Raw genomic sequence first — 23,638 nt, 5'->3', positions numbered from 1 at the left:
GTCTGACGCCCCCTCGGTACCACCCCGCGCCCTCCTCGGATCCGCGACGCGCCCGCCCCCCGAAAGCCTTCACCAGGGATTCACCGAGCGTCCGTCATATGCCATGGCATGGCCTGGCCTGTTCGGGGAATATCCCTTGCAGGTCGACGCCCGATCCACGGGTGTCGAATCTCAGCGGACGGCATGGGGTCGTCCGCCCGGGAGGCCCTTTGCACCAGGACGCACGTGCGGTTCGCACGGTCGGAGTGGAGGGCCGGAAATCGGCCCTGGCATGGGTGCCGATGACCGGTCCGGTCTTCATGGCCCGACCTCTTCCGAGGGGGTACGTCCTTCCGTGGTGACCAGCACTAAGAGCCGCCTGCCCGACAGGCGGACCTACGTCCTCGACACCAGCGTCCTGCTGGCAGACCCCAACGCGATCTCCCGCTTCGACGAGCACGAGGTCGTGCTCCCGATCGTGGTGATCACCGAGCTGGAGGCAAAGAGGCACCATCCCGAACTCGGCTACTTCGCGCGCCAGGCCCTGCGCCTGCTCGACGACTTCCGGGTTCGCAACGGTCGTCTCGATGCCCCCATCCCGCTGGGCGATCTGGGCGGCACCCTGCGCGTCGAGCTCAACCACTCCGACCCCAGCGTCCTGCCCGCCGGCTTCCGATTGGGGGACAACGACTCGCGGATCCTCGCCGTCGCCCGCAATCTCCAGGCCGAGGGCTACGACGTCACGGTCGTGTCGAAGGATCTCCCGCTGCGCATCAAGGCCTCCTCCGTGGGGCTGATCGCCGAGGAGTACCGAGCGGAACTCGCGATCACCGATGCCGGCTGGACCGGCATGAGCGAGCTCTCCCTCTCCGGGGAACAGGTGGACCTCCTCTACTCCGAGGAGCGGCTCTACGTCCCGGAGGCGGCCGAACTCCCCGTGCACACCGGACTGGTCCTGCAGTCCGAGCGCGGCAAGGCGCTCGGCCGGGTCACGGCGGACGGCAACGTGAAGCTCGTACGGGGCGACCGCGAGGCCTTCGGGCTGCACGGCCGCAGCGCCGAGCAGCGGATCGCCCTCGACCTGCTCCTCGACCCGGAGATCGGGATCATCTCCATGGGCGGCCGGGCTGGCACCGGCAAGTCCGCGCTCGCCCTGTGCGCGGGCCTGGAGGCCGTGCTGGAGCGCAGGCAGCACCAGAAGGTGATGGTCTTCCGGCCGCTGTACGCGGTGGGCGGCCAGGACCTGGGCTACCTGCCCGGGGACGCGTCCGAGAAGATGAGCCCCTGGGCGCAGGCGGTCTTCGACACCCTCTCGGCGGTCGCCGGGCGCGAGGTCATCGAGGAGGTGCTGAACCGCGGGATGCTGGAGGTCCTGCCGCTCACGCACATCCGCGGACGTTCGCTGCACGACGCCTTCGTGATCGTGGACGAGGCCCAGTCCCTGGAACGCAACGTCCTGCTGACCGTCTTGTCCCGTATCGGCGCCAATTCGCGGGTCGTCCTGACCCACGACGTCGCCCAGCGGGACAACCTGCGGGTCGGCCGGTACGACGGAGTCGTCGCCGTGGTCGAGAAACTGAAGGGCCATCCGCTCTTCGCCCACATCACGCTGACGCGCTCCGAGCGTTCCCCGATCGCCGCTCTGGTCACCGAGATGCTCGAGAACCTCTGAGCCGGAAAGGGTCAAAAACCCCATAGTGGGAGGACGAGTTGACGCCGCCCGGCAAAGGCCAAGGAGCCTAGCCGGGCGGCGTCGCGCTGCACAGCCCTTTGAGCAAAACAGCGTCGCCTTGCCAGGTGTGACCTTTCCCACGCAACGCAGAATTGCCCTGCGGCGTCGAGGTCCGGCAGAGTCTGTTTTCCGTCAGGCCCCGCATACGGCACTCCCCCAGACTTCGTCCGGGGGGACCCCCGGTATCTCCCGTGAGATGCAAGCAGCACCACAACTCCACAGCCGTTCGCCGTATGCCGCCCGGAGCATCATGCGGCAGCCCCCGAGAGGGAGTTGCCCACGGGCCCGCGCCTCCAGTGACCGCATCACCACGGAGGCCAGTGTCGAGGGGCACTCTTGCGCCGCGTGGTCACTGCGGACGCTGCTGGAAGGACACCGTGTGAGCCGGATCTCGGTCCGGGGGTTCGCAGTGGCTTCGGCCACCGCGGTCACCACCGTTGGCGCAGTCGTCGGCGTCGCCACTGGCGACGCCTCCTCGAACGATCTCGAGACGACCGCGTCCGGCGCGACTCTCCTCGCTGACATCCCGGTCGGTGACCAGGCCGCCGTCCAGAGCGCATCCCTGACGCAGCAGGCCGACACCATCGTCCACGCCGCCGAGGCCGACGCGAAGCGTTCGGCCGAGGAGGCCGCGCGCGTCCAGGCCGCCGAGACCGCCAAGTCGAAGAAGGCGGAAGCGGAGAAGGCGGAGGCCGACAAGAAGGCCGAGGCCGAGGCCAAGCTGAAGAAGGAACGCGAGGCGAAGGAAGAGGTCGCCAGCCGTTCCGCCGCCCGCGACGCCGGTGACTTCGCGCCCCAGAGCTCGTACACGGTCGCGCAGGTCAAGGCCATCGCCCAGCAGATGGTCCCGGCCGGCCAGTTCCAGTGCTTCTCCAACATCATCAACCAGGAATCCACCTGGAACTACAAGGCCGTGAACTCGTCCTCGGGCGCGTACGGTCTGGTCCAGGCGCTCCCGGGCTCGAAGATGGCCTCGGCCGGAGCCGACTGGCGCACCAACCCCGCCACGCAGATCAAGTGGGGTCTGAACTACATGAACGAGCGCTACGGCAGCCCCTGCGGCGCCTGGAGCTTCCACCAGGCCAACAACTGGTACTAGCCCGCGCCCACGGCCGTCAGGCACCGAGGAGCCCCGCACCGTAGACGGTGCGGGGCTCCTCGCGTGTACGGTCTTTCAGGTGTGATCGCAGACCAGGCGGGGGGAAAGGAACGACATGGCGAAGAGGGCAGGCTGGCTCGGCCGGCTCGGGAACAGGCTCCACCGGATGGAGGCCCGCCTCAACGAGCGGCGTGCCGAGGTGGAGGCCGAGTCCACCGGTGAGCTGCCGCGCCGTGCCGCGCCCGCCCCGGAACCGGCCGTCGCCGCGCAGCCCGTGGCCGCCCCGGCAGCCGTCACCGCCGCGGTGCGTCCCGAGCGCCCCGACCCGGCGAGCGTGGTGCCGTGGGGGATGAGGGTCGCCGCCGAGGCCAGCTGGCGGCTGCTGCTGCTCGCCGGGATGCTCTGGGTGCTGATGAAGGTGATCAGCGAAGTCCGCCTGGTCGTCCTCGCCTTCGCCGCCGCCATGCTCGTCACCGCGCTGCTCCAGCCGTTCGTGGTCCGGCTGCGGCGCCTCGGCCTGCCGCGGGGGCTCGCCACCGCCGTCACCGCGATCCTCGGCTTCGTGGTCATCGGGCTCGTCGGCTGGTTCGTGGTCTGGCAGGTCATGGAGAACCTCGACGACCTCTCCGACCGGGTCCGCGACGGCATCAACGAACTCAAGCTCTGGGCACTGGACAGTCCGTTCCACGTGACCGAGAAGCAGATCAACGACATCGCCAAGAACCTCAGCGAGACCATCGGCACCAACACCGAGCAGATCACCTCGGCGGGTCTGCAGGGCGTGACGGTGCTCGTCGAGGTCCTGACGGGCATCCTGCTCGCGATGTTCTCGACGCTGTTCCTGCTCTACGACGGCAAGCGCATCTGGACCTGGACCCTGGGCCTGGTCCCGGCCGCGGCCCGGCCCGGCGTGGCGGGAGCCGGACCGCGCGCCTGGCGCACGCTGACCGCCTACGTACGGGGCACCGTGCTCGTCGCGCTCATCGACGCCATCTTCATCGGCCTCGGCATCTACTTCCTGAAGGTGCCGATGGCGGTGCCGCTCGCCGTGTTCATCTTCCTGTTCGCCTTCATCCCGCTGGTCGGCGCGGTGGTCTCCGGCGCGCTCGCCGTGGTCGTCGCGCTGGTGACCCAGGGCGTGTTCAGCGCCCTGATGGTGCTGCTGGTGGTCCTGGCGGTGCAGCAGATCGAGGGGCACGTCCTGCAGCCCTTCATCCTGGGCAGGGCGGTACGGGTGCACCCGCTCGCGGTGGTGCTCTCGGTCGCGGCGGGCGGCATGGTCGCGGGCATCGGCGGCGCGGTGGTCGCCGTCCCGCTGGTGGCCGTCACCAACACCGCGGTGGGCTACCTGAAGGCGTACTCGCGCGACCAGCAGCACCTGGGCGCCGGAGCGATCGGCCCGGGTCCGCACGGGGCGACGCCGGTGGACCTGGTGCCGGACGGCCCGGCGGAGCCGAGGACCTAGCGCAACGCACAACAGGGGAACAGGGGAACAGGGGGGCAGGGGATGATCAGCGAGCCCGAGCTCGATGGGCAGTGGGAGACGGCAGGCCCGGCCGAGGTGGCGGAAGGCGCCCCGCCGCAGCGCGAGCGGGGACCGGCCCGGCCGTGGCGGTGGGCGCTGGCGGCGGTCGTGGCCACCTCCGCCGTGTGGGCGGGCGGACTGTACTTCTACGGGGACCGGCTGACGGTGCCCCCACTGCGCCACAAGGCCACGGACAACCTGTGCGAGCAGGTGAAGCTGTCGGCCCTGGACGAGGTCCTCGGCGGCCTGTCCGCCAGCGCCGACCCGCACATGGAAGGCCGCGACCCGGCACTGGACTGGGCGATGTGCAGCCGGTCCGGCTCCAGCACGGCCGGCGAGGGCGCGTACTACGTCCAGGCGGAGACCGAGCTGCACAAGAAGGCCGACCCGGCGGCCGAGTTCCGGGTGGGCAACAAGTACGACCGGATGTTCAACGAGGACATCGGTGCCTGGGAGCCGGTGTCCGGCCTCGGTGACGAGGCGCTGTTCTCCGGGCCCGATCCCGATGCCGGCGCCGAGGTCGACGACGACCTGCGGCTGCGGGTCCGTGACGGCGGCGCGGTGTTCGTGCTGCACGTGGCCTTCGTCGGTGAACGGGAGCCCTCCGACGGGCCTGCACAGGACGGGGACGGGGAAGGCCCGACGCCGCCCCGGCCCGGCCGCGACGCCCTGAAGACGGCCATGGTCAAGGACATGCGGACGATGATGGCGGCGCTGGAGAAGTGAACGCGAAGGGGCCCCGCGGCCGTTCCCGGCCGCGGGGCCCCTTCGTCGTGCGGTGGTGCGGTGTCACTCGGCGGCGAGGGCCGCCTCCGAGTCCAGGGTGACCGCGACGGCCTGGATCACCGAGGCGATCTTGAAGGCCTCCTGGATGTTCTCGCGGGCGACGCCGGCCTTGCGCAGGACCTGCTCGTGCGAGTCCAGGCACTGGCCGCAGCCGTTGATCGCGGAGACCGCGAGCGACCACAGCTCGAAGTCGACCTTCTCCACGCCCGGGTTGCCGATGACGTTCATCCGCAGGCCCGCGCGCAGGGTGCCGTACTCCGGGTCGGAGAGCAGGTGCCGCGTGCGGTAGAAGACGTTGTTCATCGCCATGACCGCCGCGGCGGACTTGGCGGCGGTGTACGCCTCCGGGGAGAGGTTCGCCTTCGCCTCCGGCTCCAGCTCACGCAGGACGCGCGGGGAGCGGGCGGCGATCGCGCACGACAGGACGGTGCCCCACAGCTGCTGCTGCGAGAGGAGGTCCTGGTTGCCGATGACCGAGCCGAGGTTCAGCTTCAGGTCCTTGGCGAAGTCCGGTATGGCGGACTTCAGGGAGTCGAGGGACATCCGTCACTCACCGGCCAGCAGCGCGCCGGCGTCGAGGGTGGTCTCGCCCTTGGTCCAGTTGCAGGGGCACAGCTCGTCGGTCTGCAGGGCGTCCAGGACCCGCAGGACCTCCTTGGGGTTACGGCCGACGGAACCGGCGGTCACCATGGAGAACTGGATCTCGTTGTTCTGGTCGACGATGAAGACGGCGCGCTGCGCGAAGCCGTCCTCGCCCTGCACGCCACAGGCCTGCATGAGCTCGTGCTTGGAGTCGGCCAGCATCGGGAAGGGCAGGTCACGCAGGTCGGCGTGGTCCTTGCGCCAGGCGTGGTGGACGAACTCGGAGTCGCCGGAGACACCGAGGATCTGGGCGTCGCGGTCCTGGAACTCCTCGTTCAGCTTGCCGAACGCGGCGATCTCGGTCGGGCAGACGAAGGTGAAGTCCTTCGGCCAGAAGAACACCACGCGCCACTTGCCCTCATAGGTCTTGTGGTCGATCTGGGCGAACTCGCTGCCGGCTTCGAGCGAGACGCAAGCGGTCAGATCGTAGGTGGGGAACTTGTCACCGACAGTGAGCACGTGCTCTCCTTGCGAACAGGAAGGCGCCACCCTTTTGGGGTATTTCGGCGCCTTTCCGGAGGGTTGGACGGATCTCACATGCTGGCACAGCTGCATTGATTACAGAAATAGCTACTCTTGTGTCAGGTGATCGGAGGTGCCTATCAGTGGCTGTCAGTAGTAGGGGACCGAAGCAGGCGACGTTCGCGCAGCTGCGCGCCTTCGCCGCCGTCGCCGAGCACCTGCACTTCCGGGATGCAGCCGCGGCCATCGGGATGAGCCAGCCGGCCCTCTCCGGCGCCGTCTCCGCGCTGGAGGAGGCCCTCGGCGTGCAACTGCTGGAGCGCACCACCCGCAAGGTGCTGCTCTCCCCGGCCGGGGAGCGGATCGCCGCCCGGGCCCGGGTCGTGCTGGACGCCATGGGCGGGCTGCTGGAGGAGGCCGAGGCGGTGCGCGCCCCCTTCACCGGCGTCCTGCGGCTCGGGGTGATCCCCACCGTGGCGCCGTACCTGCTGCCGACCGTGCTCGGCCTGTTCCACCGGCGCTACCCCGGCATGGACCTCCAGGTGCACGAGGAGCAGACGGCCTCGCTGCTGGAGGGGCTGTCGGGCGGACGGCTGGACCTGCTGCTGCTGGCGGTGCCGCTGGGGATGCCCGGGGTCACCGAACTGCCCGTCTTCGACGAGGACTTCGTCCTGCTGGCGACCCGCGAGCACCCGCTGGCCGGACGCCGGGACGTGCCGCTGGAGGAACTGCGCGGACTCCAGCTGCTGTTGCTTGACGAGGGTCACTGCCTGCGCGACCAGGCCCTGGACATCTGCCGCGAGGCGGGCCGCACCACCGGGGCCGATGTGACGACGACCGCAGCAGGACTGTCGACCCTCGTACAACTGGTCGCAGGGGGACTGGGCGTGACGCTGTTGCCGCGCACCGCGCTGCGGCTGGAGACGGCCCGCAACGAGCACCTGGCCACCGGGTACTTCGCCGAGCCCGCCCCCTCCCGGCGGATCGCGCTCGCCATGCGTACGGGGACCGCCCGGCAGGAGGAGTTCCGGGCCATCGCCGCCGCCCTGCGCGAAGCCGTGCGCCCGCTCCCGGTGTGGCCCACCGACTGAACCGGGGCCGTACGGGAGCGGGCGCAGGTGCCTGCGCGGGGCCGGGGGTCACTCCGTGCGCAGGCCGTCCGGGCGCATCAGGCGCAGCAGCACCGGCAGGCTGAGGGCGGTCACCAGGGCGACCACGCCCGCGCCGACCCCGGTCATGGCCAGGACCCAGAGCCAGTCGATCCGCAGGGGACGGCTGGTCATCGCCATCAGGACGGTGCCCAGCCCGATGCCCACCCCGGCCGCCAGGACCATGCCCAGGGCGACGGGCAGGGCGGTCTGCCACAGCACCGACAGGCTCAGCGTGGAGCGCCGGGTGCCGAAGGCCACGAGCGCCGAGAGGAGTTTGCGGCGTTCGCGCAGCTGCTCCAGCTGCGAGACCAGCAGGCTGGAGCCGATCAGGATCAGTACGCCGGTCGCGCCGAAGAACAGCCCGATGCGGATGGTGGAGTAGCCGGCGTCCTCGCGGGTCGACTGCAGCGTCATCGCGGTGGCGAAGGGGTCCGCCTTGAAGGAGGCGGAGCGCACCCGCTCCAGGGCTCCCGGCACGGACTCGTCGAGCTGGACGAAGATCTGCGCGTTCTGGTGGAAGCCCAGGTTCTTCGGGGCGGCGGCCGGGGTGACCAGCAGCCCCGTGCGCAGCTGACCCACGGGGTCCTCGCGGCTGGCGACGGTGCGGGCGCCGGCCGGGAAGGTCCACGGCACGGCCTCGGTGCCGGTGTCCCCGTCGTCCTTGAAGCCGAAGATGTTGCCCGCGAAGAGCCGGTCGCCGGGGCGCGCGGTGGCTCCGTAGCCGCCCTCCCCGGTGCGGGGGGAGCCGGTGAGCACGAAGGCGTCGCCGTCCTTGCAGGAGTCGAGCACCGCGACCTCGCCGAGTGCGTCGCAGCTGCCGATGGTCACGTCGATCCGCTCGTCCCCGGAGGGGACCGTGTGGGCGGCGCCGACCGAGGTCAGCGGGACGGAGCGGGCGATGCCCGGGGTACCGGCGATCTGCTGGGCGAGGGCGTCGATCTGCGACTCGGTGCCGGTGTGCAGGAGGATCGAGACCGAGGCGCGCGCGGGGTCCTGCCCGGTGTCCTCGGCGTAGTCGCCCTCGACGCCGACGAAGAGCATCTGCAGGGCGATGGCCCCGGCGACCGCGACCGCGATGCCGTTGACCAGGCGGGCGGCGGTGCCGCTGCTGAGCTGGAGGCGGCGTACGGCCAGCTGCCAGGAGACCGGCCCGCCGGACATCCGTCCGACGATGCGTTCCAGGAGCCAGGGGAGCAGGGCGGTGATGCCGATCAGCAGCAGGACGATGCCGCCGCTGACCTGCCACTGGTTGAACCGGCCGTGGTCGTTCCCGCGGCCCGTCAGGGGGATGAGCAGGGCGACCCCGCCGAGCGGCAGCAGCAGCCGCCACCAGATGCGGCGCCGCCGCGGCGTGGCCGTACGGACGACGCCCAGCGGTTCGATGACGACCCCGCGCAGCGCGAACAGGGTCACGGCGACGGCTGCGGCGGGCACCGCCACGGCGACCAGGGCGGCCAGCCAGGGCGCCGGGTCCAGGTCGGCGGGGAAGACGCTGCGCTGCTGGAGGCTGAGCCCGCCGACGAGCCGGCGGCCGAGCAGGAAGAAGCCGACGCCGAGCACCAGGCCGACGAGGGATCCGGCCATGGCCTCGCCCGCCGCGATCCGGCGGACCGCACGGCTGTCGGCGCCGACCAGCCGCAGTGCGGCGAGCCGCCGGTCGCGGCGCTCCCCGCCGAAGCGGACGGCGGCGGCGATGAAGACGGCGACCGGCATGAGCAGGGCGACGAAGGTCAGGACGACCAGGAGCATCAGCACCGGATCCAGCGGCGGGCTCTCCACGGTGTTGGCGAAGGCGGTGATGCGGTCGACGCGGAACCGGCCCAGGCCGGTGCTCTCCGCGCGCTGGGTGAGCTCGGCGTTGCCGAGGTAGAAGAGGAGTTCGCCCGGGCCGGTCAGTCCGGCGTCGCCGATGACGGCGGTGACGGGGCCGTCGAGGCGTTCGCGCAGCAGGGCGCCGTCGGCGGAGTTCAGCAGGTCGTTCAGGGCGGGGGAGACGGCCAGTTCGCCGGGGGCCGGGATCTTCTGGAGGCCGGGCGGTACGGGGGCGTCCGGGCCCTCGGCGTAGACCAGCTGGCCTTCGATGTCCTTGTTGTGGAAGGTCTGGCCGGCGCGTGCGATGAGCAGGGTGTCGGGGCCCGGGGCGTCCGCGGTCGGCGCGCTCATGGTGGAGCGGGCGTCACCGCGTTCGGTGCGGGCGGTGAGGGCGCCGGGGATCGCGGTGCTGATCAGCAGCAGGGCGACGCCGAGGCCGACGCCCACGCCGGTGAGCAGGGTGCGCGTCCAGCCCTCGCGGCCGCCGCCGAAGGCGAAGCGGGCGCCCATGGCGAGGTCGCGTGCCCAGGTGGAGAGCGTGCTCATACGATCCGCTCCATGTCGCGGGAGCGGCCGTCGCGTACGACGATCTCGCGGTCGGAGTACGCGGCCACGCGCGTCTCGTGCGTGACGAGGACGACGGCGGCGTTGGCGGAGCGGGCGGTCTCGGTGAGCAGCTGCATCACCAGCTCGCCGTTGAGGGAGTCGAGGGCGCCGGTGGGCTCGTCGGCGAAGATCACCCGGGGCTGGGTGACCAGGGCGCGGGCGACGGCCACGCGCTGGCCCTGGCCGCCGGATATCTCGCCGGGCCGTTTGCGGCCGAGGTCCTCGACCTGGAGCTTCTCCATCCAGTGCAGCGCGGTCCGTTCGGCCTCCTTGCGCTTGACGCCGGTCAGGCGCAGCGGCAGGGCGACGTTCTCCACGCAGGTCAGCTCCGGTACGAGCTGCCCGAACTGGAAGACGAAGCCGAACTCGCTGCGGCGCAGGGCGCTGCGCGCGGCGTCGTTCATGGCGGACAGCTCGCGGCCCGCGTAGGTGATGGAGCCGGAGTCGGGGGTGACGATCCCGGCGAGGCAGTGCAGCAGGGTGGACTTGCCGGAGCCGGAGGGGCCCATGACGGCGACGACCTCGCCGGGGTGGACGGAGAACTCGGCGCCGTCGAGGGCCTGGGTGCTGCCGTAGGTCTTGCGCAGGTCGGTGGCGGCGAGCAGCGAGCCGGCGGGGGTCATCGGCGCACCTCCTTGGCGAGCTGGTCCAGGCGTGCGGCGGCGAGTTCGAGCCAGCGCAGGTCCGCCTCCAGGTGGTACAGGGCGTGGTCGCAGACGAGCTGGTCGGCGAGGTCGCCCTTGCGCTTGCGCTGGGTCAGGATGCGCATCAGCCGCAGGTGTTCGGCGCGCTGGGTGTCCAGCAGGTCGCTCGCGCTGCGGCCGGTGAGCAGGGCGAGGACGACCTTGGTGTAGAGGGTCGAGTGGAGGTAGGGCTCGGGCTTCTCGGGCTGGGAGAGCCAGCCGTCGACGTCGGTGATGCCCGCGTCGGTGATGGCGTAGCGCTTGCGTTCGGGGCCGCCGCCGCTCTCCACCCCGTCGACCTCCACGAGGCCGTTCTTCAGGAGGCGGGACATGGTCGCGTAGACCTGCCCGTAGGCCAGGGGGCGGTCGTGGCCGAACGTCTCGTCGAAGGCGCGCTTGAGGTCGTAGCCGTGGCGCGGGCCGGCCTCCAGGAGACCGAGCAAGGTGTGACCTATGGACATGGGGAGGACTGTACACGGGGTGTATACCTGCTCTGTATACGCGGGGTGCATAGTCTCGGTACGGATGATGTTTCCGCAGGTGGGACCCCATTGTGAGGATATGGAATGGCTCGTACCGCCGGATCGGCCATTCGAAGGATTCTGCCCGCACCGCAAGCGGCCCGGGCCGGGAGCCGCGGCCCGGCTGGCATCGTGAGGAGCTCAGCCGCTTCTTCCGGAAGGCGCGCCTCCATGCCGGCACCCGTCAGTGACGCCACCACCCTCCCGGCGCAGCAGTCGGGCACCGCGCAACGGTCCGGACCGCAGCTCATCGGCCGGGAACGTCCCGCGACCGCCTGGTGGATGTGGGCCATGGCGGGGGCCTTCTTCTTCGCCTACATGACCCTGTCCCTGCGGATCCACGAGCGGCTGCTCTCCCACAGCTTCGACCTCGGGATCTTCGTCCAGGTCGTGCGTTCCTACGCGGCCTGGCAGCTGCCCGTCTCCGAGATCAAGGGGCCGGACTTCCCCGTCCTCGGGGACCACTTCTCGCCCGTCCTGGCCCTGCTGGCACCCCTGTACTGGCTGTGGCCGTCCGTGAAGGTGCTGCTCGTGGCCCAGGCCGCGCTGGTCGCCGGGAGCATCCTGCCGCTGACCGGCTGGGCCCGCCGGACGCTGGGCGCCCCGGCCGCCGCCGTCATCGGCGCCTGCTACGGGCTCTCCTGGGGCATCGCGAGCGCCGTCGGCTTCGACTTCCACGAGTGGGCCTTCGCGGTGCCCCTGCTGGCCTGCTCCCTGGCCGCCCTGGGCAGCGGCCGGATGCGCGCCGCCGCCTGCTGGGCGCTGCCCCTGGTCCTCGTCAAGGAGGACCTCGGCTTCACGGTCGCCATGACCGGCCTGGTCATCGTCTGGCGCGGCGGGCGCGCGCACCTGCGGCTCGGGATCGCCACCGCCGTGGCCGGGCTGGCCGCCAGCGCGGTCGAACTGCTGGCCGTCCTGCCGTCCTTCCACCCCGGCGGACTCGACGGCTACCTCTCCTCGCACGGCGCGCGGGAGGACGCCGCGGGCGCCGAGGGGAGCGGGGGCGGGGGCGTCCTGCACCTGCTCCAGGACGGCACGCTCGGCCTGATCACCCCGCAGGAGAAGGTCACCACGCTGCTGTTCGTCCTGGCGCCCACCCTGTTCCTGGCCCTGCGCTCACCGCTCGTCCTGATCGCCCTGCCGACCGTGCTGTGGCGGCTCGGCTCGGACTACCCGCCGCACTGGGGAACCGGCTACCACTACTCGCTGCTGCTGATGCCGGTCGTCTTCGCGGCCCTCGTCGACGCCCTGCACCGCCGGGGTTCCACCGGTGCGGGTCTGCGCCGCCATCTTGCCGGCTGCGCGGGGGTCTGCCTGCTGCTGCTCCCGCACTTCCCGCTGTGGCAGCTCGTCCAGCCGGTGACCTGGCGGACCGATCCGCGGACCGCGGTGGCCCGGGCCGTGCTGGAGCGGATCCCCGACGGGGCCACCGTCCAGGCCTCGGACCTCCTGGTGCCGCACCTCGCCGACCGGACCTCCGTCAGTCTCTTCGGGTGGGCGGACAGCCGGCCCGACCCCCAGTGGATCGTGGTCGACACCCAGGTGCCGGCGCAGCTGCGCTGGCCGCTGTCGGTGGTGCACGAGCAGATCGCCCTGGACCAGGCCCGCGCGAAGGGGTACCGCACGGTGGAGGCTCGGGCCGGTTTTGTCCTGCTCGGCCGCAACCCGTAGCGGGGCCGGGCGGTCAGCCGGACCCGGAGCCGGAGCCGGGGGAGACGGTGACCTGGCCGAGGACGACCGGCTGCCGGGGCCTGCCGTCGGCCGAGCCGTCCGCCGTGCCGCGGGCGGCGATCCGCTGCAGTACGTCCAGCCCCCCGACGACCCTCCCGAAGGGCGTCCAGTCGGCGGGCATGGGCAGGGCCGGATCGGCGTAACTGATGAAGAACCGGCCGCCGTTGAGGCCGGGCGAGGACTTGGACACCGCCACGGTGCCGGCCGGGTAGGAGGCCCCGGCCAGGTTCTCGTCCGGGAAGGAGTACCCCGGGCCGGACGCGGCGCCCCCGGCCGGGTCGCCGCATTCCAGGACGAAGATCCCACGGGTCGTCAGGCGGTGGCAGCTGCCGCCGTCGAAGTACTTGCGCCCCGCCAGGTGGGCGAACGAGCGGGTCGTGCAGGGCGCGGCGGAGGTCAGCGCCTCGAAGGTGACGCTCCCCTCGCCGGTGACGAGCCGTGCGGTGTACGGGCGCGAGGAGGCGCCGTCGGCGCCCGCGGCCGGGAGCCCGGCGGGCCGGGCGCCGCCGGTGGGGGTGTAGGTGCACGCGGCCGACGGTTTCGCGTCGGCGGGCCCGCTCGTCACCGAGACCGCCGTCCACACCAGGCCCGCGCCCGCCGCGGCGACCGCGACGGCCGTCGCCGCCCTGCGCACGGCCGCCGGGACCCGGGCGCCGGAGGTGGTGGTGGGCGCTGTGTCCGGCATGGCGGCCTCGTCGGGGTCGGCGGCGGGGGCGTCCGGGACGACCGGACGCACGGAGCGTACCGACGCACCCGCCCGCCACGGCGGCCCGACACACGCCGGGACGGGTCAGGACTGCGGAGGCGTACGGGGCCGCCCGCGCGGCGGGATCGGCGCCGCCCCGCCCGGCAGGCGCCCCGACTCGGCCAGCGCCCGCCGCAGCAGGAACTCGATCTGCGCGTTCGCGCTGCGCAGTTCCTCGCCCGCCCACCGCGCGAGCGCGTCGTGCACCTGCGGGTCGAGCCGCAGCAGCACCTGCTTGCGGGGCCGGCGGCCCGCCGGGCCCGTACCCGCGTCCGGGCCCGTACCCGCGTCCGCGCCGGGTCCGGCCTCCGGCTCGGGGCCGGGGCCGGACGCGGGCGGTGTGCCGGGCGGGATCACTGGTACAGGGTGCCCGTGTTGAGCACCGGCTGGGCGGCGCGGTCCCCGCAGAGGACCACCATCAGGTTCGAGACCATGGCGGCCTTGCGCTCCGGATCCAGGTCCACGATGTTCTCCTCCGCCAGCCGGGTCAGGGCCAGCTCGACCATGCCCACGGCGCCGTCCACGATCTGCTTGCGGGCCGCCACGACCGCACCGGCCTGCTGGCGCTGGAGCATCGCGGAGGCGATCTCCGGAGCGTACGCGAGATGCGTGAAGCGGGACTCGATGATGTGCACCCCGGCCGCGTCCACCCGTGTCTGGAGTTCGACCGCGAGCTTCTCGGTGATCTCCTCGGCGTTCCCGCGCAGCGACAGGCCGCCCTCGTCGTGCGCGTCGTAGGGGTACTCGATCGCGATGTGCCGCACCGCGGCCTCGGTCTGCGTCTCGACGAACTCGGTGAAGTTCTCGACCTCGAAGACCGCCCGCGCGGTGTCCTCGACCCGCCACACCACGACAGCCGCCAGCTCGATGGGGTTGCCGTAGGCGTCGTTGACCTTCAGCACGGCCGTCTCGTGGTTGCGGACCCGCGTGGAGATCTTCTCCCGGGTGGCCAGGGGGTTGACCCAGCGCAGCCCGTCCGTGCGCATCGTCCCGCGGTAGCGGCCGAACAGCTGGACCACCCGGGCCTCGCCGGGCGCCACCATGTTGAGCCCGGTCGTCGCTATGAAGGAGGCGAGGGCCAGCAGGAGGCCACCCGCGATCAGGAGCACCTTCAGCGCCACCCCGGAGGCCAGGAAGCCGGACACGGCCAGCCCCGCCCCCGCGGCCATGCCCGCCAGCCCGATCAGCAGCGCGATGCCGCCGCCCGTGCTGCGCGCGGCGAATTCCCGTACCCCGTCCGATGTGCTGACCGTGTTGGTCATGGTTTGCCCCGTTTCCCTGTGTCGCGGCCGGTCGGACCGCCTAGCAAAGTGATATCACTTTTTCTTCCCGAGAGCACGGGTCGGCAACCCTTCGGGCGTGATGTGCGTCGGTTCCAGTGGCGTGGGTGCTGATTCTCACGTCCGAATTGACCGGTATTGGCCTTGGTTGGCCAACCTTTGTCACAGCCTGCGGTGTTAGCTTTCTACGCTGACGTCGGGGGGTTATCGAGCGGAGCGGGAGCGATGGGCCGAGCAGAAGCGCGTAAGGCGCAGCAGCAGCGCGGTGCGCGGCGGGCGCCGACCGAACGCACCAAGGGCAAGGGGAGCGGCGGCAAACGCAGCGGCATACGCCGGTTCTTCACCTGGAAGACGGTCCTCGGGACCTTCTTCGGGGGGATCCTGGTGCTCATGGCCGCCGCGGTCATCCTCTACTTCTCCGTGGACGAGCCCACCGACCCGAACCGCCTGGCCACCCAGCAGAGCAACACGTACAAGTGGTCCGACGGCTCGGTCATGGCCCGCGTCGGTGAGACGAACCGTTCCATCCTGCCGATCGACAAGATCCCGCCGGAGGTCCGGACCGCCTTCATCGCCATCGAGAACAAGTCCTTCTACAAGGACCAGGGCATCGACCTGATGGGTGTGGCCCGAGGCCTGTTCAACACGGTCCGGGGCAAGGGCACCGCCGGTGGCTCGACGATCACCCAGCAGTACGTCAAGAACTACTACCTGACGCAGGACCAGTCGCCGACGCGCAAGGTCCGCGAGCTCGTGATCTCCCTCAAGGTCGACCGGCGCATGGAGAAGGACGACATCCTCGCCGGCTACCTGAACACCAACTTCTACGGCCGCAACGCGTACGGCATCCAGGCCGCGGCCCAGGCCTACTACGGGGTCGACGCCGACAAGCTCACCCTGGAGCAGGGCGCCTACCTCGCCGCCGTCATCCAGGCCCCCAGCCAGTACGACTGGGCGACCGCCGGCCCGAACGGCAAGCGGCTGGTCATGATCCGCTTCAACGCCGTCCTCGACAACATGGTCGAGATGGGCGAGCTGGACGCGGCCAAGCGCAAGGACCTGAAGTTCCAGGAGCCCATCAAGCCCAAGCCCACCCCGGGCATGGACGGCCAGAAGGGCTACCTGGTCCAGGCCGCCAACGACGAGATGAACCGGCAGGACATCACCGACGCCGAGATCGCGGCCGGCGGCTGGGACATCACGCTCAACATCGACAAGAAGAAGCAGGACGCGCTGGAGAAGGCGGTCCAGGAGGAGCTGGAGTCCAAGCTCGACCGCAAGGACACCAAGAACCGGCCCCAGGACCAGAGCGTCCAGGCCGGCGCCACCTCCGTGGACGCCAAGACCGGCGCGATCGTCGCCATGTACGGCGGCCAGGGCCTGGCGGAGAAGGACGCGAGCAACGCCCTGCGCACCGACTACCAGCCGGGCTCGACCTTCAAGCCGATCGTGCTCGCCTCCGCCCTGGAAACCGGAGCGACCACCCAGGACGGCAAGCCGATCAACCCGAACACCCTCTACGACGGCACCAGCAAGCGCCAAGTGGTCGGCAGCAAGATCCCGTTCAACCCGCAGAACCAGGACGACAAGGACTTCGGCAAGGAGATCAGCGTCCAGGAGGCCACCAACTACTCGGTGAACTCCGTCTACGCGCAGATGATCGTCGACGTCAAGCCGCAGGCCGTGAAGAAGACGGCGCTCGCGCTCGGCATGAAGGACCGCGAGGGCTGGCCCGAGGACAAGCCGGCCATGTCGCTGGGCACGATGAGCGCCAACACCGTGGAGATGGCCGCCGTCTACGCCACCCTCGACAACCACGGCAAGAAGGTCACGCCGACCATCATCAAGAGCGCCGAGCACAAGGACCGCGACTACACCCCGCCCCCGGCCATCGGCAGCCAGGCCATCAGCCGCCAGACCGCCGACACCGTGACCAAGGTGCTCACGGGCGTGGTCAACGACGGCTCCGGCAACAAGGTCCAGAGCAGCGCCTACCAGGCCGCCGGCAAGACCGGTACCACCGAGTCCAACGTCGCGGGCTGGTTCACCGGGTACACCCCGGAGCTGGTCACCGTCGTCGCGATGTTCGGCGAGGAGCCGGGCACGCACAAGCAGGTCACGCTGACCGGCACCGCCGGCGGTGGCCGTGCGGGTGGCTCCAGCTTCCCCGCGGAGATCTGGAAGACGTACACGCTGGCGGTCCTCAAGGGCGTGGCCACGGGCAAGTTCGACCTGTCGGAGGCCGAGATGGGCGTCCCGGTCGCACCGTCCCGCAGCGCCTCCAGCTCGCCCTCGCCCAGCCCGTCCTCCAGCCCGCCGGCGAGCAGCAGCAGCGCGCCGCAGAACAGCCCGGACCCGACGCGCAGCGCGACCCGCTCGCCGGACCCGAGCAACAGCTCGCCCAAGCCGCCCACGCCGACGCCCACGCCGACGCCGACCCCGACGCCGACGAAGAACTCGCCGAAGCCGCCGGACCCGCCGCTGTTCCCGCAGACGGACGAGCGCTGACCCGGCTCTGACCCAGCGCTGACCCGGCGGTGACCTCCCGCTGACGACGAAAACGCCGCCCCGCAGCCCGAAGGCTGCGGGGCGGCGTCGTGTGCCGTCGGCCTTCAGCGGCCCGGGACCGCCGCCGCGATCCGGTCCCCGAGGTCCTTGTCGACGTTGCGCCAGTACTGCAGGGCCCGCTCCAGGACCGGCCCGCTGACCCCGTCCGCCAGGTGCCCGCTGATGTTCGACACCAGCCGCTCGCGCGCCGCGTCGTCGAGGACCTGGCGGACCATCGTGCCCGCCTGCCCCCAGTCGTCGTCCTGACTGCGCAGGGCGTACGCCTCGCGGACCATCTCGCCCGCCGTGGCCCAGCCGGCCGGCTCGCCGAAACGGGCGGTGTCGGCCGCCGGACCGCCGTAGGAGTTGGGCGCGTACGGGCGGGCCGCGTTCGACGCCTCGAACCGCATCGGCCCGTCCTTGGCGTACGAGGACACCAGGGACCGGGGCCGGTTCGGCGGGAGCTGGGCGTAGTTCGGCCCGATCCGGTACCGGTGGGTGTCGGGGTAGGAGAAGAGCCGGCCCAGCAGCATCTTGTCCGGCGACGGGCCGATGCCGGGCACCAGGTTCGAGGGCTCGAACGAAGCCTGCTCGATGTGGATGAAGTAGTCGTCCGGGTTCTTGTCCAGGGTCATCCGGCCGACGTCGATCAGCGGGTAGTCGGCGTGCGGCCACACCTTGGTCAGGTCGAACGGGTTGAAGCGGTAGTCCGGCGCGTCCTCGAACGGCATGACCTGGACCTTCAGCGTCCAGCTCGGCGCCTCGCCGCCCGCGATCGACTCGAACAGGTCCTGCCGGTGGTAGTCGGGGTTCTCGCCCGCGATCCGGTCGGCGTCGGCCTGCGTCAGGAACTCGATGCCCTGGTCGGTCTTGAAGTGGTACTTCACCCAGAACTTCTCGCCGCCGCCGTTGACCCACAGGTAGGTGTGCGAGCCGTAGCCGTTCATGTGGCGGTACGTCCGGGGGATGCCCCGGTCGCCCATCAGCCACGTCACCATGTGCGCCGACTCGGGGGACAGGGTCCAGAAGTCCCACTGCATGTCGTGGTCGCGCAGCCCGTTGTCGGGGCGGCGCTTCTGGGAGCGGATGAAGTCCTGGAACTTGCTCGGGTCCCGGACGAAGAAGACCGGGGTGTTGTTCCCGACCAGGTCGTAGTTGCCGTGCTCCGTGTAGAACTTCAGGGCGAAGCCGCGCGGGTCCCGCCAGGTGTCGGGCGAGCCCTGCTCGCCCGCGACCGTGGAGAACCGGGCCAGCATCTCGGTCCGGCGGCCCGGCTGGAACAGATCGGCCTTGGTGAACTGGCTGACGTCGTTGGTCACCTGGAAGGAGCCGTACGCGCCCGCTCCCTTGGCGTGCACCACCCGCTCGGGGACCCGTTCACGGTTGAACTGGGCCATCTTCTCGATCAGGTAGTGGTCCTGGAGCAGGATCGGGCCGTCGGGCCCGACGGTGAGCGAGTGCTCGTCGCTCTCCACCGGGATCCCGGCGTTGTCCGTCGTGTGGGGGACCATCTGGGCGTCCTGGGTCACGAGCGTCCTCCCGTAGGGGTCGGCTGGGTCGCTACGGATCGCCTACCCAGTCAACGCCGCTCATGCGCACCCGGCAACGGGAGCTCGAACCAGACCACCTTTCCGCTGCTCAGCCGGGTGGCACCCCAGCGGCGGGCCATCCGGTTGACCAGGAACAGGCCGCGGCCGCCCTCGTCGGTGTCCCGGGCCCGGCGCTGGCGGGGCAGCTGCGGGGAGTCGTCCCCGACCTCGCAGCGCAGGACGTCCGTACGCAGCAGGCGCAGCGTGACGGGCCGCTCGGCGTACCGGACGGCATTGGTGACCACCTCGCTGACCAGCAGCTCCAGCGAGTCGCTCAGCTCCTCCAGGCCCCACCGGGTCAGCGCCCGGCGGGCGAACCGCCGGGCCCGGCCCGGAGCGGTCTCCTCCGGGTCCAGGAACCAGTACGCGACGTCACTGGGCGCGATCCCGTCGAAACGGGCCGCGAGCAGGGCGATGTCGTCGTCCCGGTCCCCCGGGCCGAGCATGTCCAGCACGTCGTCGCACAGGGCCTCCAGCGGCGGCGGGTGGTCCAGGCCCGTCAGCTGGGCGGTGGTGGCGAGGCGCTCGCGGAGCTGCTCGATGCCCGTCCACACGTCCCGCAGGCGCGATTCCACCAGGCCGTCGGTGTACAGCAGCAGGGTGGCCCCGGCGGGCGCGTCCAGCTCCACCGCCTCGAAGTCCACCCCGCCCACCCCGATGGGGGCGCCGGGCGGTACGCGGAGCACCTCGGCGCGCCCGCCCAGGTGCAGCAGGACCGGCGGCGGGTGGCCCGCGTTGGCGATGGTGATGCGGTGCGAGACGGGGTCGTAGACCGCGTACAGGCAGGTGGCCATCCGGTCGGAGCCCAGGCGCTGCGCCTGCTCGTCCAGGTGGTGCAGGACCTCGGCCGGAGGCAGGTCCAGCTGGGCCAGGGTCTGCGCGGTGGTGCGCAGCTGCCCCATGATCGCGGCGGAGGTCATGGAGTGGCCCATGACGTCGCCCACGACGAGCGCGACCCGGCTGCCGGGCAGCGGTATCGCGTCGTACCAGTCGCCGCCGACCCGCGCCGTCTCGGCGGCGGGCAGGTAGCGCGAGGCGAGCCGCACCCCGGTGGGCTGGGGCAGGCTGTCGGGCAGCATGGTGCGCTGGAGCTCGTCGGCGATGTACGCCTCGCGGCCGTACAGGACCGCCTTGTCGATGCCCAGGGCCGTATGGGTGGCGAGCTGGGCGGCGACCAGGAGGTCGTTCTGCTCGAAGGCCGGCCGTTCGGGGCTGCGCAGGAACACGGCCGCGCCGATCACCCGGCGGCGGCCGCGCAGCGGCGCCAGGACGGCCCGGTTGCCGCGCGGCAGCGGGTGGTCCAGCCCGAGCAGCTCGGGCAGGGCCGCCTTGGCCGCCGCGGAGGACCCGAAGACGGGCCGTACGCCGCGCAGCACCTCGGCGAGCGCCCCGCCCGGGCGGATCTCGCACAGCTCGGCCGCGGGCAGGTCGCCCTGCGGCCCGACGAGCGGCAGCTGGCTGAAGTCGAGCTCGCCGGTGGCCCCCGCGGCCCCGGCGAGGTCCATCCCCGCGCCGATGGTGCTGCTCATGTCGGTGAGGTCGTCGATCGGCCGGAGCCGGTCGGTCCGCCGGAGCCTTAAGACGACGGGGCCCACCGGGCGCTCGTCCCCGACGGGGAGCGGGTCGCGCAGGTAGACCAGGATCGCGTCGGAGAAGGTCGGCACCGTGGCCCGGCACAGGCCGAGCACGATCTCGTCGAGGTCGATGCCGCGGGCGATGCGCCGGGTGGCCGCGCCGACGAAGCGCAGCCGGTCCCCTTCGCGGCGGGCCACGCTGTCCGCGGGCGGGCCGCTGCGCGCGGGCTCGGCGGGGTCCGGGACCTGAGGCCCCTGGGCGGCGGCGGTGCGGGCGGCATCGGCGTCGCGCTGTGCGGCGGCGAGGTCCTGGGCGAGCTCCTCGGCGCCGTCCTGGCCGCCCACCGGGTCCGCCCCGGCGGCCGGGTCCGCGGCAGCGGTGCCCTGCCCGCCGCACGCGGGGACCCTCCGGCAGGGCGGGAATTCCCCAGGCCGGATCCGGCCGCCAGTCCTGCCAGCCTCCCGAGAACGGGGCTCCCCAGCGGGAGATCACCCCGGTGGCCGTCCGCTCCGGTACCCGGTCCGGCCGGGGCGTTGCCGAGTTCGCGGTGCGCCGCGCCGGAGGCGAAGGGCAGGCCGGAACCGCCCGGGGCCGGTGCCGCGGTGGCTGCGGCAGGCTGCGGGCCCTCCTGAGAGGTGGGGTACTCCGTCACGCGTGGAATTCCGTCCGTCTGCGCTCGATGTGCGCTGCACTCAACTCGGTCAGTCGCGGTATACCCGCTCAGCGGCCGGGGCACCATCGCCCTGCGTTACCGCGTCTCCCCTGTTACCTCTCGCTCTGCGTTGACCTCCGGTCAAGTTCCGTGTGGTGCACGGTACTTACGGATGTGCTGCCCGAGCGCACCGCTGTCCGCGCGCGGTCTTCCGGAGGACGATCCTACGTTTGAACCCCGGGCCTCCGGCAGGGCGGGAATTCCCCAGGCCGGATCCGGCCGCCAGTCCTGCCAGCCTCCCGAGAACGGGGCTCCCCAGCGGGAGATCACCCCGGTGGCCGCGTGCCCGGCCTCGCGGACCCGCCGCGCCTGCTCCCGGCCCATCAGGCCGCAGCGCTGGGCCTGGGCGAACTCGTCCTCGTCCAGCCACTTCCAGCTGCGGTCCGGGTAGACGGCGATGTCCAGGAAGTGGTCCTCGGAATCCACCCCGCCCGCCCAGCGCGCCAGGGGCTGCTCCAGGTTCACGTACCAGTTCTTGAACCGCCAGCCCTTGTCCCAGAAGAGCCACACCGACCACGGCTCCCCGGGGCGGGCCAGCTTGAGCACGCCCGCCCCGAACCAGCGCGAACGCGTGGTGGTGCGCGGCGCCGTGTAGCGGGTCGCGAGGGGCTCCTCGTGGACGGAGGTGCCGTCGGCGAGGACCGGCTTGACGCATTCGGTGCCGGGGGCCATCCACACGGCGAGCAGTTCGTCGGTGTCCTGCACCACGGTCACCGGGCGGCAGATGTGGACCTGGCCCTTCAGCCCCGGGGCGTGGTCGCGGTAGCGCCAGAGGATCTGCTCCCCGCGCGTCCAGCGCACGTCCCGCGCGCCGTCCTGCGCCGCGCCGCCCCCGGGCCGGAAAGTACCTGTCATGCAGAGATATTAGGGCTGGGGCCCCCGCGCCCGCTGCGGTGCAGGTCACGGAGGGGGTCGGGGACGGTATTCGACCGGATCCGGCCCCCGTCCGAGGGGGTGTCAGGGGCGGGTCATCCGCAGGACGTCCAGGGCCTCGTCCAGCTGCTCCAGGGTCAGGTCCCCGCGGTCCACGTAGCCGGACTCCAGCACGACCTCCCTGATCGTCCTGCGCTCGGCGAGGGCCTTCTTGGCGACCTTGGCGGCCTCCTCGTAGCCGATCCAGCGGTTCAGCGGGGTCACCACGGAGGGCGAGGACTCCGCGTACTCCCTGGCCCGCGCGACATTGGCGGTGATCCCGTCGACCGTGCGGTCGGCCAGCAGGCGGCTCGCGTTGCCGAGCAGCCGGATCGATTCCAGCAGGTTCCTGGCCATCACGGGGAGCATCACGTTGAGTTCGAAGTTGCCCGACGCGCCCGCCACCGCGACCGTCGTGTCGTTCCCGGTCACCTGGGCGGCGACCATCAGGACGGCCTCCGGGACGACCGGATTGACCTTCCCGGGCATGATCGAGGAGCCCGGCTGGAGATCCGGGAGATTGATTTCGGCCAATCCGGTGCGCGGCCCGGAGGCCATCCACCGGAGGTCGTTGCAGACCTTGGTGAGCGAGACGGCGACCGTACGGAGCATCCCCGAGGTCTCCACCAGTGCGTCCCGCGCCCCCTGGGCCTCGAAGTGGTCCCGGGCCTCGGTCAGCGGCAGCCCGGTGGCGGCGGCCACCTCCGCGATCACGGCGGCGGAGAATCCGGGCGGGGTGTTGATCCCGGTGCCGACCGCGGTGCCGCCGAGCGGGAGCTCGGCGAGGCGGGGCAGGGACGCGCGCAGCCGCTCGACGCCGTAGCGGACCTGCGCCGCGTACCCGCCGAACTCCTGGCCCAGGGTGACCGGGGTGGCGTCCATCAGGTGGGTCCGGCCGGCCTTGACCACCTCGGCGAACTCGGCCGACTTGCGTTCCAGGGCCGCCGCGAGGTGCTCCAGGGCCGGGATCAGCTCGCCGCTGACGGCGGCGGTGGCCGCGATGTGGATGGAGGAGGGGAAGACGTCGTTGGAGCTCTGCGAGGCGTTGACGTGGTCGTTGGGGTGGACGTCGCGGCCCAGGCGCTCGGTGGCCAGGGTGGCGATCACCTCGTTGGCGTTCATGTTGGACGAGGTCCCGGACCCGGTCTGGAAGACGTCCACCGGGAAGTGCTCGTCCCAGCGGCCGTCCGCGACCTCGGCGGCGGCGGATGCGATCGCGTCGGCGACGTCCTGCTCCACCACGCCGAGCCGCGCGTTCACCGCGGCGGCCGCGGCCTTGATGCGGGCGAGGGCCTGGATGTGCGCGCGTTCCAGGCGCTGCCCCGAGACGGGGAAGTTCTCCACCGCGCGCTGGGTCTGGGCCCGCCATTTGGCGTGCGCGGGAACCCGTACGTCGCCCATGGAGTCGTGCTCGGTCCGGAACGCATCGGCCTGCTGATCTTCTGTCATGTTCGTGGCCTCCTCAGAAAGTTGAGCAATTGTCTTGTTCGAAGTGTTCCCATCTCCCTTACCGGCCAGTAAATACCGTGGGTAACACCAGCATTCGGGG

General features: G+C 71.7%; 18 protein-coding genes and 1 pseudogene. 7 read left to right on the top strand and 12 right to left on the bottom strand.

The window, feature by feature from the left end:
- Positions 1-334 precede the first annotated feature (334 nt).
- The 4 genes from phoH2 (at position 335) to IO30_RS42040 (ending at position 5,061) form a co-directional block, all read left to right on the top strand.
- Complete coding sequence (gene phoH2, locus IO30_RS0118490; RefSeq protein ID WP_031144420.1) at positions 335-1,651, top strand: RNA 5'-3' helicase PhoH2; 1,317 nt, start codon at positions 335-337, stop codon at positions 1,649-1,651.
- Positions 1,652-2,090: 439 nt separating this feature from the next.
- On the top strand, positions 2,091-2,810 hold the full coding sequence (locus tag IO30_RS0118485) for an aggregation-promoting factor C-terminal-like domain-containing protein (protein ID WP_031144418.1): 720 nt from the start codon (positions 2,091-2,093) through the stop codon (positions 2,808-2,810).
- Between the two features lie 115 nt (positions 2,811-2,925).
- Positions 2,926-4,275, top strand: coding sequence for an AI-2E family transporter (locus IO30_RS0118480; RefSeq protein ID WP_031144416.1), 1,350 nt, complete (start codon positions 2,926-2,928; stop codon positions 4,273-4,275).
- A gap of 42 nt (positions 4,276-4,317) precedes the next feature.
- Positions 4,318-5,061 carry a hypothetical protein gene (locus IO30_RS42040; protein ID WP_051902395.1) on the top strand — a complete coding sequence of 248 codons (744 nt, stop codon included), beginning with the start codon at positions 4,318-4,320 and terminating at the stop codon, positions 5,059-5,061.
- A 63-nt stretch (positions 5,062-5,124) separates the two neighbouring features.
- Here IO30_RS42040 and IO30_RS0118470 read toward each other — a convergent pair whose 3' ends face one another.
- Entirely contained in the window at positions 5,125-5,664 is a 540-nt protein-coding gene (locus IO30_RS0118470; protein WP_031144411.1) for an alkyl hydroperoxide reductase, read from the bottom strand.
- 3 nt (positions 5,665-5,667) lie between these two features.
- Positions 5,668-6,222 (bottom strand): peroxiredoxin, encoded by a 555-nt coding sequence (locus IO30_RS0118465; protein ID WP_031144409.1) that lies wholly within the window; start codon positions 6,220-6,222, stop codon positions 5,668-5,670.
- 146 nt (positions 6,223-6,368) lie between these two features.
- On the opposite strand from IO30_RS0118465, the gene IO30_RS0118460 reads away from it, so the two are divergent.
- Positions 6,369-7,316: a hydrogen peroxide-inducible genes activator gene (locus IO30_RS0118460; protein ID WP_031144407.1), complete on the top strand. Its 948-nt coding sequence runs from the start codon at positions 6,369-6,371 to the stop codon at positions 7,314-7,316.
- A 48-nt stretch (positions 7,317-7,364) separates the two neighbouring features.
- Here the strand turns inward: IO30_RS0118460 and IO30_RS0118455 are convergent, their stop codons facing one another.
- Genes IO30_RS0118455 through IO30_RS0118445 form a run of 3 tightly spaced genes read right to left on the bottom strand, consistent with a single transcriptional unit; the run spans position 7,365 to position 10,938 of the window.
- Positions 7,365-9,734, bottom strand: coding sequence for an ABC transporter permease (locus IO30_RS0118455; RefSeq protein WP_031144405.1), 2,370 nt, complete (start codon positions 9,732-9,734; stop codon positions 7,365-7,367).
- On the bottom strand, positions 9,731-10,417 hold the full coding sequence (locus IO30_RS0118450; RefSeq protein ID WP_031144403.1) for an ABC transporter ATP-binding protein: 687 nt from the start codon (positions 10,415-10,417) through the stop codon (positions 9,731-9,733). The genes IO30_RS0118455 and IO30_RS0118450 overlap by 4 nt, the downstream gene beginning before the upstream one ends.
- Entirely contained in the window at positions 10,414-10,938 is a 525-nt protein-coding gene (locus IO30_RS0118445) for a PadR family transcriptional regulator (protein WP_031144400.1), read from the bottom strand. Before IO30_RS0118445 ends, IO30_RS0118450 begins: the two co-directional genes overlap by 4 nt.
- Positions 10,939-11,169: 231 nt before the next feature.
- Between IO30_RS0118445 and IO30_RS0118440 the strand changes: the two genes are divergently transcribed.
- A complete protein-coding gene (locus IO30_RS0118440) occupies positions 11,170-12,669 on the top strand; it encodes a DUF2079 domain-containing protein (RefSeq protein WP_237403420.1) in 1,500 nt (499 codons plus the stop codon).
- A 13-nt stretch (positions 12,670-12,682) separates the two neighbouring features.
- On the opposite strand, the gene IO30_RS0118435 is transcribed toward IO30_RS0118440, so the two are convergent.
- The 3 genes from IO30_RS0118435 to IO30_RS0118425 are packed head-to-tail and all read right to left on the bottom strand — an operon-like array spanning position 12,683 to position 14,736.
- Positions 12,683-13,465: a peptidylprolyl isomerase gene (locus IO30_RS0118435; protein WP_202205099.1), complete on the bottom strand. Its 783-nt coding sequence runs from the start codon at positions 13,463-13,465 to the stop codon at positions 12,683-12,685.
- Between the two features lie 54 nt (positions 13,466-13,519).
- Complete coding sequence (locus tag IO30_RS47875; RefSeq protein WP_031144394.1) at positions 13,520-13,831, bottom strand: type II toxin-antitoxin system antitoxin; 312 nt, start codon at positions 13,829-13,831, stop codon at positions 13,520-13,522.
- Positions 13,828-14,736 (bottom strand): SPFH domain-containing protein, encoded by a 909-nt coding sequence (locus tag IO30_RS0118425; RefSeq protein ID WP_031144392.1) that lies wholly within the window; start codon positions 14,734-14,736, stop codon positions 13,828-13,830. The genes IO30_RS47875 and IO30_RS0118425 overlap by 4 nt, the downstream gene beginning before the upstream one ends.
- Positions 14,737-14,979: 243 nt before the next feature.
- Between IO30_RS0118425 and IO30_RS0118420 the strand changes: the two genes are divergently transcribed.
- Positions 14,980-17,262: a transglycosylase domain-containing protein gene (locus IO30_RS0118420; RefSeq protein WP_031144390.1), complete on the top strand. Its 2,283-nt coding sequence runs from the start codon at positions 14,980-14,982 to the stop codon at positions 17,260-17,262.
- Positions 17,263-17,366: 104 nt separating this feature from the next.
- Here the strand turns inward: IO30_RS0118420 and IO30_RS0118415 are convergent, their stop codons facing one another.
- From IO30_RS0118415 to IO30_RS0118400, 4 genes and pseudogenes are all read right to left on the bottom strand, one after another.
- Entirely contained in the window at positions 17,367-18,812 is a 1,446-nt protein-coding gene (locus IO30_RS0118415) for a catalase (RefSeq protein ID WP_037894487.1), read from the bottom strand.
- Positions 18,813-18,880: 68 nt separating this feature from the next.
- On the bottom strand, positions 18,881-20,809 hold the full coding sequence (locus IO30_RS0118410; RefSeq protein WP_245234176.1) for a SpoIIE family protein phosphatase: 1,929 nt from the start codon (positions 20,807-20,809) through the stop codon (positions 18,881-18,883).
- Positions 20,810-21,360: 551 nt separating this feature from the next.
- Positions 21,361-22,032 (bottom strand): annotated as a pseudogene (fomD, locus tag IO30_RS0118405) (cytidylyl-2-hydroxypropylphosphonate hydrolase); the annotation flags it as partial.
- A 102-nt stretch (positions 22,033-22,134) separates the two neighbouring features.
- Positions 22,135-23,538 carry a class II fumarate hydratase gene (locus tag IO30_RS0118400; protein WP_031144382.1) on the bottom strand — a complete coding sequence of 468 codons (1,404 nt, stop codon included), beginning with the start codon at positions 23,536-23,538 and terminating at the stop codon, positions 22,135-22,137.
- Positions 23,539-23,638: the final 100 nt, after the last annotated feature.

It is taken from the genome of Streptomyces xanthophaeus (assembly GCF_000725805.1).
Lineage (GTDB): Bacteria > Actinomycetota > Actinomycetes > Streptomycetales > Streptomycetaceae > Streptomyces > Streptomyces xanthophaeus.
This window is presented reverse-complemented; position numbering and strand designations above follow the sequence as displayed.

Bases quoted from the DNA above. Each gene is read 5' to 3' on its own strand.
- IO30_RS0118470 (WP_031144411.1), bottom strand. From the start codon at position 5,664: ATGTCCCTCGACTCCCTGAAGTCCGCCATACCGGACTTCGCCAAGGAC.
- IO30_RS0118480 (WP_031144416.1), top strand. From the start codon at position 2,926: ATGGCGAAGAGGGCAGGCTGGCTCGGCCGGCTCGGGAACAGGCTCCAC.
- IO30_RS42040 (WP_051902395.1), top strand. From the start codon at position 4,318: ATGATCAGCGAGCCCGAGCTCGATGGGCAGTGGGAGACGGCAGGCCCG.
- IO30_RS0118450 (WP_031144403.1), bottom strand. From the start codon at position 10,417: ATGACCCCCGCCGGCTCGCTGCTCGCCGCCACCGACCTGCGCAAGACC.
- IO30_RS0118420 (WP_031144390.1), top strand. From the start codon at position 14,980: ATGGGCCGAGCAGAAGCGCGTAAGGCGCAGCAGCAGCGCGGTGCGCGG.
- IO30_RS0118455 (WP_031144405.1), bottom strand. From the start codon at position 9,734: ATGAGCACGCTCTCCACCTGGGCACGCGACCTCGCCATGGGCGCCCGC.
- IO30_RS0118415 (WP_037894487.1), bottom strand. From the start codon at position 18,812: ATGGTCCCCCACACGACGGACAACGCCGGGATCCCGGTGGAGAGCGAC.
- IO30_RS0118400 (WP_031144382.1), bottom strand. From the start codon at position 23,538: ATGACAGAAGATCAGCAGGCCGATGCGTTCCGGACCGAGCACGACTCC.
- IO30_RS0118425 (WP_031144392.1), bottom strand. From the start codon at position 14,736: ATGACCAACACGGTCAGCACATCGGACGGGGTACGGGAATTCGCCGCG.
- IO30_RS0118440 (WP_237403420.1), top strand. From the start codon at position 11,170: ATGCCGGCACCCGTCAGTGACGCCACCACCCTCCCGGCGCAGCAGTCG.
- IO30_RS0118445 (WP_031144400.1), bottom strand. From the start codon at position 10,938: ATGTCCATAGGTCACACCTTGCTCGGTCTCCTGGAGGCCGGCCCGCGC.